Origin of the sequence: uncultured Cellulomonas sp. (assembly GCF_947494015.1) — a bacterium.
GTDB lineage: Bacteria > Actinomycetota > Actinomycetes > Actinomycetales > Cellulomonadaceae > Pengzhenrongella.
In genome coordinates, this window is sequence record NZ_CANLTL010000006.1 from 152,091 (window position 1) to 168,066 (window position 15,976).

At 74.6% G+C, this 15,976-nt stretch carries 13 protein-coding genes; 6 read left to right on the forward strand and 7 right to left on the reverse strand.

Annotated elements, in window-relative coordinates:
• Position 1: 1 nt before the first annotated feature.
• The 5 genes from Q0840_RS08850 to pknB are packed head-to-tail and all read left to right on the forward strand — an operon-like array spanning position 2 to position 8,130.
• Entirely contained in the window at positions 2–1,339 is a 1,338-nt protein-coding gene (locus Q0840_RS08850; RefSeq protein ID WP_298458887.1) for a PP2C family serine/threonine-protein phosphatase, read from the forward strand.
• Complete coding sequence (locus Q0840_RS08855; RefSeq protein WP_298458889.1) at positions 1,339–2,829, forward strand: FtsW/RodA/SpoVE family cell cycle protein; 1,491 nt, start codon at positions 1,339–1,341, stop codon at positions 2,827–2,829. The genes Q0840_RS08850 and Q0840_RS08855 overlap by 1 nt, the downstream gene beginning before the upstream one ends.
• Positions 2,826–4,277 carry a penicillin-binding protein 2 gene (locus Q0840_RS08860; protein ID WP_298458892.1) on the forward strand — a complete coding sequence of 484 codons (1,452 nt, stop codon included), beginning with the start codon at positions 2,826–2,828 and terminating at the stop codon, positions 4,275–4,277. Before Q0840_RS08855 ends, Q0840_RS08860 begins: the two co-directional genes overlap by 4 nt.
• Complete coding sequence (locus tag Q0840_RS08865; protein ID WP_298458894.1) at positions 4,274–5,998, forward strand: serine/threonine-protein kinase; 1,725 nt, start codon at positions 4,274–4,276, stop codon at positions 5,996–5,998. The genes Q0840_RS08860 and Q0840_RS08865 overlap by 4 nt, the downstream gene beginning before the upstream one ends.
• Positions 5,998–8,130 (forward strand): Stk1 family PASTA domain-containing Ser/Thr kinase, encoded by a 2,133-nt coding sequence (pknB, locus tag Q0840_RS08870; RefSeq protein ID WP_298458896.1) that lies wholly within the window; start codon positions 5,998–6,000, stop codon positions 8,128–8,130. The genes Q0840_RS08865 and pknB overlap by 1 nt, the downstream gene beginning before the upstream one ends.
• A 93-nt stretch (positions 8,131–8,223) precedes the next feature.
• On the opposite strand, the gene Q0840_RS08875 is transcribed toward pknB, so the two are convergent.
• The 4 genes from Q0840_RS08875 to Q0840_RS08890 are packed head-to-tail and all read right to left on the reverse strand — an operon-like array spanning position 8,224 to position 10,734.
• Positions 8,224–8,850, reverse strand: a complete 627-nt coding sequence (locus Q0840_RS08875) for an aminodeoxychorismate/anthranilate synthase component II (protein ID WP_298458897.1) — start codon at positions 8,848–8,850, stop codon at positions 8,224–8,226.
• Complete coding sequence (locus tag Q0840_RS08880) at positions 8,847–9,014, reverse strand: hypothetical protein (RefSeq protein WP_298459096.1); 168 nt, start codon at positions 9,012–9,014, stop codon at positions 8,847–8,849. Before Q0840_RS08880 ends, Q0840_RS08875 begins: the two co-directional genes overlap by 4 nt.
• On the reverse strand, positions 9,011–9,823 hold the full coding sequence (locus Q0840_RS08885) for a class E sortase (RefSeq protein ID WP_298458898.1): 813 nt from the start codon (positions 9,821–9,823) through the stop codon (positions 9,011–9,013). The genes Q0840_RS08880 and Q0840_RS08885 overlap by 4 nt, the downstream gene beginning before the upstream one ends.
• Positions 9,820–10,734, reverse strand: coding sequence for a DUF881 domain-containing protein (locus Q0840_RS08890; protein ID WP_298458900.1), 915 nt, complete (start codon positions 10,732–10,734; stop codon positions 9,820–9,822). The genes Q0840_RS08885 and Q0840_RS08890 overlap by 4 nt, the downstream gene beginning before the upstream one ends.
• 92 nt (positions 10,735–10,826) lie before the next feature.
• Between Q0840_RS08890 and Q0840_RS08895 the strand changes: the two genes are divergently transcribed.
• Entirely contained in the window at positions 10,827–11,075 is a 249-nt protein-coding gene (locus Q0840_RS08895) for a cell division protein CrgA (RefSeq protein WP_298458903.1), read from the forward strand.
• Between the two features lie 197 nt (positions 11,076–11,272).
• On the opposite strand, the gene Q0840_RS08900 is transcribed toward Q0840_RS08895, so the two are convergent.
• The 3 genes from Q0840_RS08900 to Q0840_RS08910 all read right to left on the reverse strand — a co-directional run bounded on the left by Q0840_RS08900 (position 11,273) and on the right by Q0840_RS08910 (position 15,850).
• Complete coding sequence (locus Q0840_RS08900; protein ID WP_298458906.1) at positions 11,273–14,074, reverse strand: family 43 glycosylhydrolase; 2,802 nt, start codon at positions 14,072–14,074, stop codon at positions 11,273–11,275.
• Between the two features lie 342 nt (positions 14,075–14,416).
• On the reverse strand, positions 14,417–15,088 hold the full coding sequence (locus tag Q0840_RS08905; RefSeq protein WP_367183092.1) for a rhomboid family intramembrane serine protease: 672 nt from the start codon (positions 15,086–15,088) through the stop codon (positions 14,417–14,419).
• A 222-nt stretch (positions 15,089–15,310) separates the two neighbouring features.
• Complete coding sequence (locus Q0840_RS08910; RefSeq protein ID WP_298458910.1) at positions 15,311–15,850, reverse strand: peptidylprolyl isomerase; 540 nt, start codon at positions 15,848–15,850, stop codon at positions 15,311–15,313.
• Between the last annotated feature and the right edge of the window lie 126 nt (positions 15,851–15,976).

The window sequence follows — 15,976 nt, forward strand, 5'->3', positions numbered from 1 at the left end:
CGTGACCATCGCCCTGAGCTACGCCGCCCGGTCCGACGTGGGGCTGGTGCGCGCCAACAACCAGGACTCCGCGTACGCCGGCCCGCACCTGCTCGTCGTCGCCGACGGCATGGGTGGGCACGCGGGCGGTGACGTCGCGTCGTCGGTCGCGGTCGCCACCCTCGCGCCGCTGGACGACGAGGCGCACGGGCCGGACGACGCGCTGGCCGAGCTCGACCGGGCGCTGCACGCCGCCCAGGACGAGCTGCTCGCCTGCGCCGACGCCGACCCGCAGCTCGCGGGGCTGGGGACGACCGTGACCGCGCTGCTGCGGTCCGGCAGCAAGCTCGCGATGGCGCACATCGGCGACTCCCGGGCGTACCTGCTGCGCGACGGCGAGCTGACCCAGGTCACCACGGACCACACCTTCGTCCAGCACCTGGTGAGCACCGGCAAGATCACCGCCGAGGAGGCCGAGACCCACCCGCAGCGCTCGGTGGTCATGCGGGTGCTCGGCGACTTCGACATGGAGATCGTCCCGGACCTGTCGGTCCGCGAGGCCCGCGCCGGCGACCGCTGGCTGCTGTGCTCGGACGGCCTGTCCGGCGTGGTCAGCGCGGACACGCTCGCCGAGACGCTGCGGGCCGTGCCGGACGTCGGCGCGTGCGCCGACCGCCTCGTGCAGCTCGCGCTGCGGGGCGGCGGGCCGGACAACGTCACGGTGATCGTGGCCGACGTCGTCGACCTGGACACGCTGCCCGACGGCGCCGCACCGGTCACCGCCGCGGACGTCGTCGGCTCCGCGGCCATCTCCCGCTCCCGACCGACGGCGGCTGCCGACGGTCCCGCGGCGCGTGCGGCCGGGCTCGGCGCCGGGGCGGCGGGCGCCACGGCGACCACCCCGGCAGCCGGTCGGGCCGGTGACCCCGACGACGCCGACGACCTCGACGACCGCCCGGGACGCGGGCGCCGGCGGGTCGTGACCGCCCTCGTGGTGGTGGTCGTGCTCGCGGCGGTCGGCGTGGCGGGCGCGCTCGGCTACCGGTGGACGCAGGACCAGTACTACGTCGGCCTCGCCGACGACGACGTCGCGATCTACCGCGGCATCCCCCAGACGCTGGGCCCGGTCACGCTCTCGGCGGTGGTGGAGCGCGGCGACCTGACGGTCGACGACCTGCCCGCCTACGTCCGCACACGCCTGGAGCAGACCATCCGGACCACCTCCCTGGACGGCGCCCGCGACCTGGTCGCCGGGCTCGACACGGTGGAGGCCGACGACGGCGACGGTCCGCTGCCCGGGGCGACCACGGCACCCACGCCGCTGGTCACGCCGGACCCGACCCCCACGGCCGGTCCCTGATGGTGACGGTCGCCCCCCACCGCGTCCGCCCCCGCCGCGGGGTCGAGCTCGGGCTGCTCGTCCTCGCCCTCGCGCTGGCGGTCGGCGCCTACGCGCTGGTCGGCCTGAACGTGACCGGCGAGCTGCCGGGGAACATCGCCGGGTACGGCGCCGGCATGGCAGTGCTCGGGCTCGTCCTGCACGTCGTGCTGCGGCTGCGGGCGCCCTACGCCGACCCCGTCATCCTGCCGGCGACCATCGCGCTCAACGGCATCGGCCTGGCGATGATCTACCGCATCGACCTCGCCTACGCCGCGCGGGACAACGTCACCGCGTTCGCGACCCGCCAGCTGGCGTGGACCGCGCTCGGCGTCCTGCTCGCCTCGGTCGTGCTCGTCGTCCTGCGCGACCACCGCACGCTGCGGCGCTACACCTACACCGCGATGGTGGTCGGGCTGGTGCTGGTGGTGCTGCCGCTCGTGCCGGGGCTGGGCACCACCATCAACGGGGCGCGGATCTGGGTGCGGCTGGGCGGGATGTCGCTGCAGCCGGCCGAGTTCGCCAAGATCGCCCTGGCGGTGTTCTTCGCCGGGTACCTCGTGACCCACCGGGAGACGCTGACCCTGGCCGGGCCGCGGATCGGCGGCCTGCACCTGCCGCGCGTGCGTGACCTGGGGCCGATCCTCGTGGTCTGGGCGTGCTCGCTCGCGGTGCTGGTGTTCGAGCGGGACCTGGGCACCTCGCTGCTGTTCTTCGGCCTGTTCGTCGCGATGCTGTACCTGGCCACCGAGCGCACGAGCTGGATCGCGCTCGGCATGCTGCTGTTCGGCGGTGGTGCGCTGCTGGCCGCCCAGGTGTTCCCGCACGTCGACGCGCGGTTCGACGCGTGGCTGCACGCGTTCGACGACGACGTGTTCAACCAGTCCCCCGGCGGGTCCGGGCAGCTCGTCCGCGGCCTGTACGGGATGGCCAACGGCGGCCTCTTCGGCACCGGCTGGGGTCAGGGACGGCCCGACCTGGTGCCGTTCGCGGAGTCCGACTTCATCGTCGCGTCGCTGGGTGAGGAGCTCGGCCTGACCGGGCTGCTCGCGCTGCTGGTCACCTACCTCGTGCTCGCCGAGCGCGGCATGCGGACCGCGATCGGCGTCCGGGACGGGTTCGGCAAGCTGCTGGCGGGCGGCGTCGCCTTCGTGGTGGCGTTCCAGTGCTTCGTCGTCGTCGGCGGGGTCACCCGGCTCATCCCGCTGACCGGCCTGACCATGCCGTTCCTCGCGTACGGCGGCTCCTCGCTGCTCGCGAACTGGGTCATCGTCGCGCTCATCCTGCGGATCTCCGACAGCGCGCGCCGCCCCGCGCCCGCCGCACCGGGGCGCCCGGGCAGCGACCGGCCGGACCCCGGCCACGGTCCCGGTCCCGGTCCCGGCGACGGCTACGGTCGCGACCCCGGCCACCCGGGCACCGACCACCAGGACACCGAGATCCTCACCGGGCTGAAGGAGGCGCGCGGATGAACACCCCCGTGCGCCGCATCGCCGTCGTCGTCATCGCGATGTTCCTCGCGCTGATGGGCGCCGCGACCTGGGTCCAGTACGTGCAGGCGGCCCAGCTCAACGCCGACCCGCGCAACGTGCGCACGCTGTACCGCGAGTACGACAACTTCCGCGGCCCCGTCGTCGTCGGCGGGGAGCCGGTCGCGTCCTCGACCCCGGTGGACGACCCGTTCGGGTTCCAGCGCAGCTACGCCCAGGGGCCGCTCTACGCGCACGCCACCGGGTTCTACTCCGTCGTGTTCGGCCGCACGGGCATCGAGCGGGCCGCGAACGAGCTGCTCACCGGAAGTGCGGACTCGCTGTTCTGGTCCCGCATCGAGGACCTCGTCACCGGGCGCCAGCCGCAGGGGTCCTCGGTGGAGCTGACCATCGACCCGGCCGTGCAGCAGGCCGCGGCCGCTGCGCTCGGCTCGCAGCGGGGCGCCGTGGTCGCGCTGGACCCGCGGACCGGCGCGGTGCTGGCGATGGTGTCCTCGCCGACGTACGACCCGAACGTGCTGGCCGGGCACGACACCACGGCCGTCAACGAGGCGTACCGGGCCCTGGACGCCGACCCCGCCGAGCCGCTCGTCAACCGCGCGATCGCCGGCGACACCTATCCGCCCGGCTCGACGTTCAAGCTGGTCGACGCCGCCGCGGCGCTCGAGGCCGGGCTCACGCCGGACAGCGAGCTGGCGGCCCCCGACGTCCTGCCGCTGCCCGGCTCGAGCGCGACCATCGGCAACTTCGGCGGGGCGTCCTGCGGTCCGGGCGGCACCGTGACGATGCGCGAGGCGCTGCGCACGTCGTGCAACACCGCCTTCGCCCAGCTCGGGCTCGACCTCGGCGCCGACGCGCTGCGTGAGCAGGCGCAGCGGTTCGGGTTCGGTGCGCCGCTGTCCATCCCGCTGACCGTGGTGCCGAGCCGGTTCCCCGAGGACCCGGACGCCCCGCAGACCGCGCTGTCGGCCATCGGTCAGTACGACGTACGGGCCACGCCGCTGCAGATGGCGATGGTCTCGGCCGCGATCGCCAACGGCGGCGAGCAGATGGAGCCGTACCTGATCAGCACCGTGCGCAGCGCGGACCTCGAGGTCGTCGAGGAGGCCTCGCCGGACGTGCTGCGCACATCGATGTCGCAGGCCACCGCGCAGGCGCTGGCGGAGATGATGGTCGGCGTCGTGGAGAGCGGCACCGGCACCGCCGCCCAGGTCCCCGGCGTGCGGGTCGCCGGCAAGACCGGGACCGCCCAGACCACCGACGACGCCGCTCCGCACGCCTGGTTCACCGGGTTCGCTCCCGCCGACGACCCGCAGGTCGCCGTCGCCGTCATCGTCGAGAACGGCGGTGACGCGGGCAACGAGGCCACCGGTGGCCGGGTCGCCGCGCCCATCGCCCGCGCCGTGTTCGAGGCGGTGCTCGCCCGGTGAGGCCGGCCGAGGGGACCGCTCTCGGCGGCCGCTACCGCCTGGACCGGCAGATCGCCGTCGGCGGGATGGGGGAGGTGTGGGTCGCGCACGACCTGTCGCTGCGCCGGTCGGTCGCGGTCAAGGTGCTGCGCGACGAGTTCGCCGGCGACCCGGGATTCCTCGAGCGGTTCCGCACCGAGGCGCGCAACGCCGCCTCCCTGACGCACCCCAACATCGCGGCGACGTACGACTACGGCGAGCAGTCCGGCTCGAGCTACCTCGTCATGGAGCTGGTCGACGGCGAGCCGTTGAGCGACCTGCTGGAGCGCCAGCCGGTGCTGCCCGAGGCGCGGCTGCTGCCCGTGCTCGCGCAGACCGCCCGGGCGCTCGACGCCGCCCACGCGGCCGGCGTCGTGCACCGGGACGTCAAGCCGGGCAACATCCTGCTCGGGCCGGGCGGCCGCGTGAAGATCACCGACTTCGGGGTCTCCACCGCACCGGACCAGGCGCCGATGACCGCGACCGGGATGGTCATGGGCACCGCGCAGTACCTCTCCCCCGAGCAGGCGGTCGGTCGCCCGGCGACGGCGCTGTCCGACCTGTACTCGCTGGGGATCGTGGCGTACGAGGCGCTGGCCGGCAAGCGCCCGTTCACCGGTCCCACGGCGGTCGACATCGCCGTCGCGCACGTCAACGACCCCGTCCCCCCGCTGCCCCCGCACGTGAGCCGCCCCGTGGCCGACGTCGTGATGCGGCTGCTGGCGAAGGAGCCGTCCGACCGGCCCCCGTCGGCCGCCGCGCTGGCGCGCACGCTGGACGGCATGGTGGGTCACACCCCGCCGGACGGCGTCCGGCTGGCCGACGGCGAGCCGGCACCGTCGGGCACCGGGGCGTCGGACCGGTCCGCGTCGGTCGCGCCGGTGCCGCCCGCTGCGTGGTCCGCCTCCCCCGGGTCCGGTGGCGCGGGGGCGTCCCCGGTGGGCCGGTCGTCCGGCGCCCGGGTGGGTGCGTCGACCGGCGCCTCGACCGGCTCGCCGTCGGACCCCTCGTCCGGCACGTCCAGGCACACCCCGGGCGCGCCGCCGCCGTCCTACCCGCCGCGCCGCGCCCTGCGCGACCCGCGCACCGGGGCGACCGGGACCGGGCAGGCCGCTGCGCCGGACGGGCGCACGGACGCCCGCCATGCTGTGGGGTCGGCGTCGGCGACCGACCGTGCCACCGGCGGACGAGCGCCGTCGGGGCGGGTACCGGCCGGCCGCCCGCCGGGGCGTCCGCCCACGCCAGCCCCCGGCGTGCCGGCGGCCGGCCCCCCCGGCACCGGCCGGTCGACCCGGTCCTCGACGCGCCCGACGGCGACGGGCGCCCGGCCGCGGACCGGCTCCTCGACCGGCGACCCGCGCCCCGAGGACCACGGTGCGACGCGCCCCCGGGCCGGCAGCCGGACCGACACGATGGCGACGCCGACCCGCACCTCCACCACCACGGGCCGCCGGTTCGGCAGGTTCGGCCGGTGGAGCTGGCCGCTGATCGGCTTGCTCGTCCTCCTGGTCGCGCTGCTCGGCGCGGCCCTGGCCGATACCGTGGGCGGCTCCGGCCCCGACGGCGCGGGCGCCGCCGGGCCCGCGCACACGCTCGCGGAGGTGCCCGCACCGGGCTCCCGCGGTGGCGATGGGATGATCGACGCAGGCGCGCGCCCGGGGGACCAGGCGCCGCGCACCCTCTCGACAGACAAGGACGCGTAGTGGTCGACGACGCACCCCGGATCCTCGCCAACCGGTACGAGGTCGGTGAGCTCATCGGCCGTGGTGGCATGGCCGAGGTCCACATCGGCCATGACACCCGGCTCGGGCGCACCGTTGCGATCAAGATCCTGCGGTCCGACCTCGCCCGCGACCCGTCGTTCCAGGCGCGCTTCCGGCGCGAGGCGCAGGCCGCCGCTTCCCTGAACCACCCCGCGATCGTCGCCGTCTACGACACCGGCGAGGACGTCATCACCGCGCCGACGGGCGCGGTCGCGCACGTGCCGTTCATCGTCATGGAGTACGTCGAGGGGCACACCGTCCGCGACATCCTGCGCGACGGCCAGGCGGTGCCCATCGAGGAGGCCGTCGAGATCACCGCCGGCGTGCTGTCGGCGCTGGAGTACTCCCACCACGCGGGCATCGTGCACCGCGACATTAAGCCCGCCAACGTCATGCTGACCCCGACCGGCGCCGTCAAGGTGATGGACTTCGGCATCGCCCGGGCCCTGGCGGACTCCGCGGCGACGATGACGCAGACGCAGGCCGTCATCGGCACCGCGCAGTACCTGTCCCCCGAGCAGGCCCGCGGGGAGAGCGTGGACGCGCGCAGCGACCTGTACTCGACCGGGTGCCTGCTCTTCGAGCTGCTCACCGGACGCCCGCCGTTCACCGGCGACTCACCGGTCGCGGTCGCGTACCAGCACGTCCGCGAACCCGCCCCGGCCCCGAGCACCCTCGCGTCCGACGTCCCGGAGTCGCTGGACCGGATCACGCTCAAGGCGCTGGCCAAGGAGCGCGACTCGCGCTACAGCACCGCGGCGGAGTTCCGGTCGGACCTGGAGTCCGCCGCCCGCGGCGGCCAGGTCGCGGCGCCCGCACTCGGGGTCCTCGCCGCGACGGCGGCCGCCGAGGCCGCGGCGGCGCCGGCCACCGAGATCCTGTCCCCGCTCGGACCCACGACGCAGGTCATGCCGGCCGGCGGCGGCTGGCCGCCCACCGCCGCCACCCCGGTGGCCGCCGTGCCCGCCACGTCGTCCTCCGCACCGGCCGCCACCCGCCAGGACCCGCCGCGCCGGCGGGGACTGATCTGGGCCCTCGTGCTGATCGGCGTCGCGGCGATCGCGGCGATCATCGCCCTCGCGGTGCTCAACGAGCGCGAGACGGGCGTCGACACCGTCGCGGTGCCGGACCTCGTCGACGCGACGCAGGAGGCCGCCCAGCAGCAGCTCACCGAGCTCGGGCTGGTGATGGAACGGGTCGAGGAACCCAGCGAGGAGGTCGACCCGGGCATCGTCCTGAGCACAGACCCGGGCGCCGGGGAGCAGGTCGACGTCGGCTCCGCCGTGCGCGTCACCGTCGCCGCCGAGCCCGACGCGGTCGCCGTGCCCGACGTCGCCGGCCTCACCCAGGAGCAGGCCTCGGCCGAGCTGCGCGACGCGGGCTTCGAGGTCGGCAGCGTGGAGTTCGTCAACGCCGCACGGGTGGACCGCAACGAGGTGACCGAGACCGATCCGGCGGCCGGCACGATGCTCGCGCCGAATACCCCGGTCAAGCTCTTCGTCGCCTCGGGCCAGGTCGACCTGCCCGACCTGGTCGGCATGTCGCGCGCCGACGCGCTGGCGACGCTCGACGAGCTCGGGCTGAGCTCGACCATCACCGAGGAGGAGAGCGACGCGGCTCCGGACTCGGTCATCGCGCAGGGCCGCAGCCCGGGTCAGGTGCCGCAGGCGACCAACGTCGCGCTGACCATCGCCGTCGCCCCGACCACCGCCACCATCCCGTCGGACCTGGTGGGCCAGACGTACGAGGCCGCCGCCGCCCGCCTGACCGAGCTGGGCCTGGTGCCCGTGCGGGAGGACGTGGAGAGCGACGAGCCGGCCGGCCAGGTCATCTCGACCAACCCCAACCGCGCCACCACCGTCCAGGTGGGCTCGGAGGTGACCCTCAACGTGTCGGCCGGGAGCGACGGCGGGGACACCAACGCGGGCGCCGCCGACGAGGAGCCGGCGGTCGAGCCGGTCGCGGCCGGGCCGGGCGCCGCGGCCGGTGACGGCAACGGCGACGCGAAGGGCAACGGCAACGGCGGCTCGAACGCGGGCGGCAACGGGAACGGCCGGGGCCGCAACGGCTGACACGCCGGTCGGCCGCGACGCCACCGCCGGCACCCGCGGGGGGTCCCGGCACCGACGTCCGGGCGCGACGTCCCCGTCAGGCGGGCGTGCGCGTCACGCGCGCACGAGCGGGTGCAGGCCCTGCGACCGGTCGACGGCGCCCTCGTCGCCGCAGATCTCCAGCCAGTTGGCGAGCAGGCGGTGCCCGCCCTCGGTGAGGACCGACTCGGGGTGGAACTGCACGCCGTGCAGCGGGAGCGTGCGGTGCTGCAACCCCATGATGATGCCGTTCGCAGTGCTCGCGGTGATCTCGAGGTCGGCGTCGACCGTGCCGTCGACCACGGCGAGCGAGTGGTAGCGCGTCGCCGTGAACGGCGTCGGCAGCCCCGCGAGGACACCCTCACCGTGGTGCTCCACGAGGCTCGTCTTGCCGTGCATCAGCTCGGCCGCGTGGGTGACCGTGCCGCCGAACACCTCGCCGAGCGCCTGGTGGCCCAGGCACACCCCGAGCATCGGCGTGCCCTGCTCGGCGCAGTCCCGGATGACGTCCATGCTCGCGCCGGCGTCGGCCGGGGTGCCCGGACCGGGCGACACGAGCACGCCGTCGTACCGGGCACGCTCGGCGGCCGACGGCACCGCGTCGTTGCGCACCACGACGGTCTCGGCCCCCAGCTGCCCCAGGTACCCGACGATCGTGTAGACGAACGAGTCGTAGTTGTCGATGACCAGGATGCGGGTCACTGCTCTTCCCCCACGGTGGTGTCGTTGAACGGCATGAGCGGCGCGATCGCCGGGTAGACCGTCGTGAAGCACAGGACCGCGACGCCCACCGCCGCGGCGAGAGCGAGGACCGCCCGGAACCACGTCGGGCCCGGCAGGTGCCGCCAGAGCCATCCGTACATCATGCGCCCCCGTCCTGGGCCGGCACCGTCGGGTCCGCCTGCGTCAGCTCGGCCGGCGCCGGCCCGGACGCCGGCGCCCAGTAGTCCAGCTCGCCGTGCACGATGTAGCGCTCCCGCGCCGAGAACATCGGGTGGCACGTGGTGAGTGTGATCAGGCGCCGGGTCGGGTCGGCCGTCGGGTCGGCCGGCTCCGGCGCGATCACGTCCACGTTCGACGGCGTGACGATCTCGTGGTCCGTCACGCGGTAGACGTACCAGGCGTCGGCCGTGCGCACGACGACGGGGTCGCCGACGACGAGCTCGGCGATCCGGTGGAAGGGCTTGCCGTACGTGGTGCGGTGCGCCGCGACGGCGAAGTTGCCGACCGCCCCCGGCATCGCCGTCCCGGGGTAGTGCCCGATGCCGAGCGGGTCCAGCACGGTGGCGCGGTCCACGCCCTGGCTGACCGGCCGCTCCGGCTCGCCGTCCCACCGCGGGACGATCATGGTCGCGAACGTGGACCCGTGGCCCGGTTCGGCCGGGACCGGCGGCTCGCCCCCGGCGGGGACGGCGACCGCGAGCTCGGCCGGGCCGGCCGCGACGGGCGCGATCGGCTCGACCCAGTCCAGCTCCTCGACGAGCTCGGCCTGGGCACGGTCGCCCTCGACGTCCGTCCACCAGAGCTGCCAGACGACGAAGCCGCCGAGCAGCACGCCCGCGGTGATCATGAGCTCGCCGAGGACGCCGACGACGCCGAGCAGCACGCGGCGCCCCCGGCCGCGGCGAGGCGCGGCGACGGTGGCCCCGCGGGACCGTTGCGCGACGGCGGTCACCGGCTGCCGCCGTCCCCGAGGTGGCCGTCGGTCCCGGCCGCGTCGGTCGTGGCCGCGTCGGTCGTGGACGTGCCGGCCGTGGACGTGCCGGTCGCGGACGTCCCGGTCGTCGACGTGCCGGTCGCGGAGGTGCTGGCCCGGTCACCCTCGGGGAAGACGTCGACGCCGTCGGGCACGGTCGCGTGGGTCAGCCCGCCCAGCTCGGCCGCCGGGAGCGTCAGGGACTCCTGCGTGGCCACCGACCAGCCGAGGCCGTCGCGCGCGACGTAGTCGAGGTAGGTCTGGATCTCCGGGCTGGCGGCGAGCGCCCGGCGCAACGCGTCCGGGTCGCCCACGGCGTGCACCTCGTAGGGCGGGGAGTACACCCGGCCGCCGAGCGAGAGCACGTTGCCGACGCAGCGGAACGCCGTCAGGGCGGTGACCCGCTGGTCCTCGAGGGCCATCGCCTCGGCGCCGCCCGCCCACAGCGCGTTGATGACGGCCTGCAGGTCCTGCTGGTGCACCACGAGGTCGTCCGGGGAGGTGTCGGGCCCACGCAACGCGCCTGCCGGCGCATCGGTGAGCTGCACGGTCAGACCCGGACCGGTGACCGGCGTGCGGCCCGCCGCGATCGCGACGAGCGCGGCGTGCTCGGGGTCACCGGTGGCGATCGTCTGGGTCTGCTCGTCCGTCAGCCGCTCGACGTCCGCGCGCAGCCCGTCGACCTGCTGGGCCAGCGACTCCACGCGCTCGGACTCCTGCGCGGCGAGCTCGCCGAGGTCCTGCGGGTGGCGGGACTCCTCGGAGGCGGCCAGGCGGGCGTTCGCCGTGAACATCAGGCCCGCCAGCACCAGCACGAGGCCGACCGACGCCGTGCCCCGGACGGCGTGCGTCCGGGCGTGCGCGCTCGCACGGTGGTCCGGATGCTTCACGTGCTCCCCCTGGATGTCGTCGGCACTACGCTAGTTGACGAGGCGCGCCTCGATGACGACGCCCGACCCCGCTGGACAAGGAGCAAGCCGACGTGCCTGAGTCGAGGTCGCGGAAGAAGCCCGCGTACGTGCCCCCGCCCGCCAAGGCCGACGGTCCCAAGGTCAACCCCCGGTGGCTCGTCCCCGTGATGCTCGGCCTGATGGTCCTGGGCCTGCTGTGGATCGTCGCCACCTACCTCCTGGGCGCCGAGTACCCGATCCCCGGGATCGGCCAGTGGAACCTCGCGATCGGCTTCGCCCTGATCATCGCCGGCTTCGCGCTCACCACCCGCTGGCACTGACGCCCGCCACCGGTCCCGCCCAGCCCCTGCGTCACCGACTCAACCCCGCGCCCTCGACGCGTGTTCCCCGCTCGGCGCGCCGATCGGCCGCGACGACCGGCGGCGACGGCAGTCCGCCGGACGCGCCTGCCGCAGGCCGGACGCGCGCGTGACCGGGAGGCTCACGCCTCCCGGTCACGCGTCACCTCCCCGTCGGCTCAGCCGGCGAGGTCCAGGGCGTCGAACCGGTGCAGGAACGCCGCCATCGCCTGCCGGCTGATCGAGCGCTCCGGCGCGAAGGTGCCGTCCCGGTAGCCCTCGGACACCCCGGCGCCCTGGAGCCACGCGATCGCCGTGGCGAACGGGTGGCCCGGACCCACGTCGGTGAACGTCGGTGCGCCGTCGGCGGCGGGCTCCCCGGCGGCACGGTGCAGGAACGCCGCCATCGCCTGGCGCGACACCGGTCGGGTCGCGCCGAAGCTCCCGTCCTCGTAGCCGTCCGCGAGCCCCTGCGCCTTCATCCACTCGATCTCGACGTAGAAGGGGTGGTCCGGGCCCACGTCGGTGAACGACGGGGTGCCCGGCTCCGGCGTCCAGTCCGTCCCGGCGTACCGGTACATGAAGGCCGCCATCGCCTGCCGGGACATGGCCGTGGTCGGGTGGTAGAACACCTGACCGCCGACCACGGTGCCGTTGCTCAGGCCGGTCTGCGCCAGCCAGCGGATGTCGTCGTAGAAGACGTGGCCCGGCTGGACGTCGACGAACTGCGGCGCCACCGGGTCCGGTGCCGCGACGTGCTCGAGCAGCCACTGCTGGGGCGGGTCCATGTTGGCGATCGGACGGATCGCGCGGACGGCGCCCACCACGTCGCTGCCGATCACGCCGTCCTCGTTGGCGATCTCGACGGCGAGGTCCGTCGCCGGGTTGGACAGCCGCAGGAAGCCGTGGCCCGTGTCCTCGATCGACCACACCGCGAGCACGTCGGACCCGCACGGCGCGAGCGTCACCGCGGTGCCGACGTCACCGGAGTCGTCGGCCAGCGCCAGGCACTGCTCGCCCCCGGCCGCCTGGCCGACCAGGCGGTACAGGCCACCGTCGGCGTGGTCCAGCCGCCACGTCTGGGAGTCCTCGCCGTCGACGCAGGTCGTCTGCACGACGCCGTCCGCCCCCGCGGTCAGGCACTGGTCGCCCGGCACCGGGTTCTGCAGCTCGTCCTCGCTGGTCACCGGCACCACGGCGGTGGCGGTGTTGCCCGCGGGCGAGGAGTCGGTGACCTGGGTGCCGCCCTGCGCCTCGTCGAACCGGTACCAGGCGACGTCGCCGCCGCCGATCTCGCTCCCGCCGCCGGGGGCGGTCGTCAGCGCCAGCATCTCGGTGGGGGTCAGCGCCCGGCTGAAGATGTTGAAGTCGTCCACCGCCGCGTCCAGCCCCGGGTCGGCGCTGAACTGCGAGCGGCCGATCCAGTTGTTCTGGGTGAACCCCAGGTCGGCCGGGCGCAGGGTGACGTCGGGGTTCGTGGCGACGGGCCGGCCGTCGACCCACAGGGTGGCGGTCGACCCGGACGCGGACACCGCGACGTGGGTCCACTCGGTCGGGATCTGGACGCTGTCACCCGTGCCGGGGACCGTGGCGCCGCCCTGGGTCGGGGTGGCGATGTCCAGGCGCAGCCCTCGCGGCGTCGCCGCCGAGGCCGGCGTCAGGAACATGAAGTTGTCGGTGCTGTCGCCGAAGTCGAACAGCCGGGCCCAGTCGTTGCCGCGCGTGGTGCCGCGCTTGACCCACATCGAGATGGTGAAGTCGCCGTCGATCTCGCTCACGATGCCGTCGGGCATGTCGACGTACGCGACGGGGCTGCCTCCGTTGAGCTGCACCGCGCCGCCGAAGGCGGGCGTGGGACCGGCGACCCGCTCGATCTCGGGCGGTGTGAAGCTCTTGGCCTCGCTCCGCAGGCGGACGTAGCTGCCGTCGGTCAGGTCGTAGCTGCCCTCACCCGACTCGGTGAACGACGGCCAGCCGTCCCGCCACTCCATCGGCCGGATCCCGAGCGTGTTGGCCGGCAGGTAGGCGTGGTACACGAGGTAGTCGACGCCGTCCTCGGTGTAGACGTCGGGATGACCGGGGGCCCGGTAGAGGCCGGCGGGGGTCACTCCGGGCCCGGACTCACGGGTGTCGAGGATGACGGTCCCGCCGCCTTCGTCCATCCGGACGCCGTTCTGGTCGACGTAGGGGCCGGTGACGCTCGTGGAGCGGCCCACCACCACCTTGTAGGTCGACGCGGCCCCGGCGCAGCACCGGTCCCAGCTCGCGATGAGGTAGTAGTAGCCGTCGCGGTGGAAGACGGAGGCGCCCTCGATCGGGTTGTCGTCGGCGAGCCGCGACGCCAGCAGCGTCGGCTCGCCGACCAGGCTCACCAGGTCCGGACCCAGCTGCTGGATGGCGATGCCGTCCCGGAACGAGCCCCAGGCCATCCACCACGTGCCGTCGGCGTCCTGGACGAGCTCGGGGTCGATCGCGTTGATCTCGAGGGCGGGGTCGTCCGGACCGAGGATCCCGGACCCCACCACCGGGCGGCCGAGGTCGACGTAGCTGCTGGGGTCGGCCGGTGTCGTGGTCGTCTTCACGCCGATCGCCGAGTTCAGCGACCCGAAGCTCGACTGCGAGTAGTAGTAGTAGAACGTGTCGCCGATGCGCTCCAGGTCGGGCGCCCACAGGGTCGTGGAGTTCGGCACGCTGGTGGTCCAGTCCGCGCGCGCGACGCTCCCGACGTCGGTCCACGGGCCGTTCATGGTCGGGGCCGTGCGGATCGAGTTGTGCGTCGACGCCACGACGTAGAGCCCCGACGTGGGGTCGTAGACCATCGTCGGGTCGTGGACGCTGAGATCGCCGGTCAGCGCGAGCTGACCCGGCTCGACGGGGAGCGGGTCGGTGTCCGCCATGGCGGGGCTGCCCGTGAGGGTGAGCCCGAGGGCGAGGACGGCCAGGCTGGCCAGACCTCGACCGGGCAGGGATGGGCGGGGCATGGGGTCTCCCAGGGTTCGACGGCATTCGACGGCACTGTCGGGCCGGCGCCTGTGGCGCCTCGGCTGTACAACGATGTACGCCGGAACCGTAGGTCGATGCCCCGATCGGTGTCAAGCGTGTGATGACCCCGCGGTGGCCACGCTGACTGCTGGGGAGGCCGGCCCGGCCCGGCCCGGCGCGTCGGCCGGCTCCGTGCCGCGCCGGTCGTCGACGCGCGCAGCCGCCCCGGCGACTGGGCGTGCCCATGCACACCCGTGGACGGTGCTGTGGATAACCACACGGGTGTAATTCCACACCTGTGAGCAACCCTGGGGACGACGGCCCCGGCCAGGCCTCTGCGCCTAGACCGAGGCGTACTTGGCGACGGTGAGCACCACGAGCAGCACCGCCACACCGACGGTCGCGGCGACGCCCCACACCGCGCGGCGCTCACGCGGGGCGTGCGCGAAGGCGGCGCCGAGCGCGAGCCCGGTGAGCAGCCCGCCCAAGTGCGCCTGCCACGCGATGCCGGGCAGCACGAAGCCGAGCACGGCGTTGATCGCGAGGAACACCAGGATCTGCCGGGCATCACCGCCGAGCCGGCGTAGCACGACCAGCACGGCACCGAAGAGGCCGAACACCGCACCGGACGCCCCGACGACCCCGGTCACCCACCCGCCGTCCGGCACGGGGGCGGCGAGCAGCGTGACGCCGACCTGACCCCCGATCGCCGCCAGCAGGTACAGCGCGACGAACCTGGCCCGGCCCAGGGTCGCCTCGAGGTAGGGCCCGACGATCCACAGGGCGTACATGTTGAACGCGATGTGCAGGAGCGAGCTCGGGGAGTGCAGGAACGCCGCGGTCACGAAGCGCCACGGCTCGGCGAGCCCCAGGTACGGCGCGAAGATCCACCGTGCGGTCCACGACGGGTCCACCCGCTGCAGCACGTAGCTGACCACGCACAGCGCGACGATCGTCAGCGTCACCACCGGGCGCCCGTCGCGTACGCGGCCACCCAGCGCGCTGCGGGTCACCGGGGCGGAGCGGGCGGCCTCCCGGACGCAGTCGACGCACTGGACACCGACGGCGGCCGGCCGCTGGCACTCGGGGCAGGCCGGCCGCCCGCACCGCTGGCACCGCACGTACGACACCCGGTCGGGGTGTCGGGGGCAGACCGGGGGGCTGTCGGCGGGCGTGGTGCCGTCAGGCAGGGGAGCGGTCATGGGTGGCGGAGGCGGCGGCGCGCGGAGGGCGGGTCAGTCGTCGATCGTCACCGACGTGATGGTGATGTCCTCGACGGGACGGTCACCGGGACGCGTCTGGGCGGTCGCGATCTGGTCGACCACGGCCCGGCTGGACTCGTCGGCGACCCGGCCGAAGATCGTGTGCTTGCCGGTCAGCCACGTCGTGGGTGCCACGGAGATGAAGAACTGGGAGCCGTTGGTGCCACCGGGCTTGCCGGTGACCGGGTCACGGCGCTGTCCGGCGTTCGCCATCGCGAGCAAATACGGCTCGGTGAAGCCCAGCTCGGGGTGGATCTCGTCGTCGAAGGTGTAGCCGGGGCCGCCCGTGCCGGTGCCCAGCGGGTCACCGGTCTGGATCATGAAGCCGTCGATGACGCGGTGGAAGAGCACGCCGTCGTACAGCGGCTCGTTGCGCTCGGCGCCGGTGCGCGGATCGGTCCAGGTCTTCGAGCCCGTGGCGAGCCCGGTGAAGTTGGCGACCGTCTTCGGCGCGTGGTTCGGGAAGAGCTCGAGACGGATGTCGCCGGCGGAGGTGTGAAGTGTCGCGATCATGGCGTCAGTCTCCCACGGGGCGCTCCGGACCTCCTGCCCGACGGCGACCCGACCAGCGGCTCCCGGCCCGCCAGGGCGACCCGGGGACGCCCCGCACCGGCCCGGCCCCGACCCGCGGGACCAGCG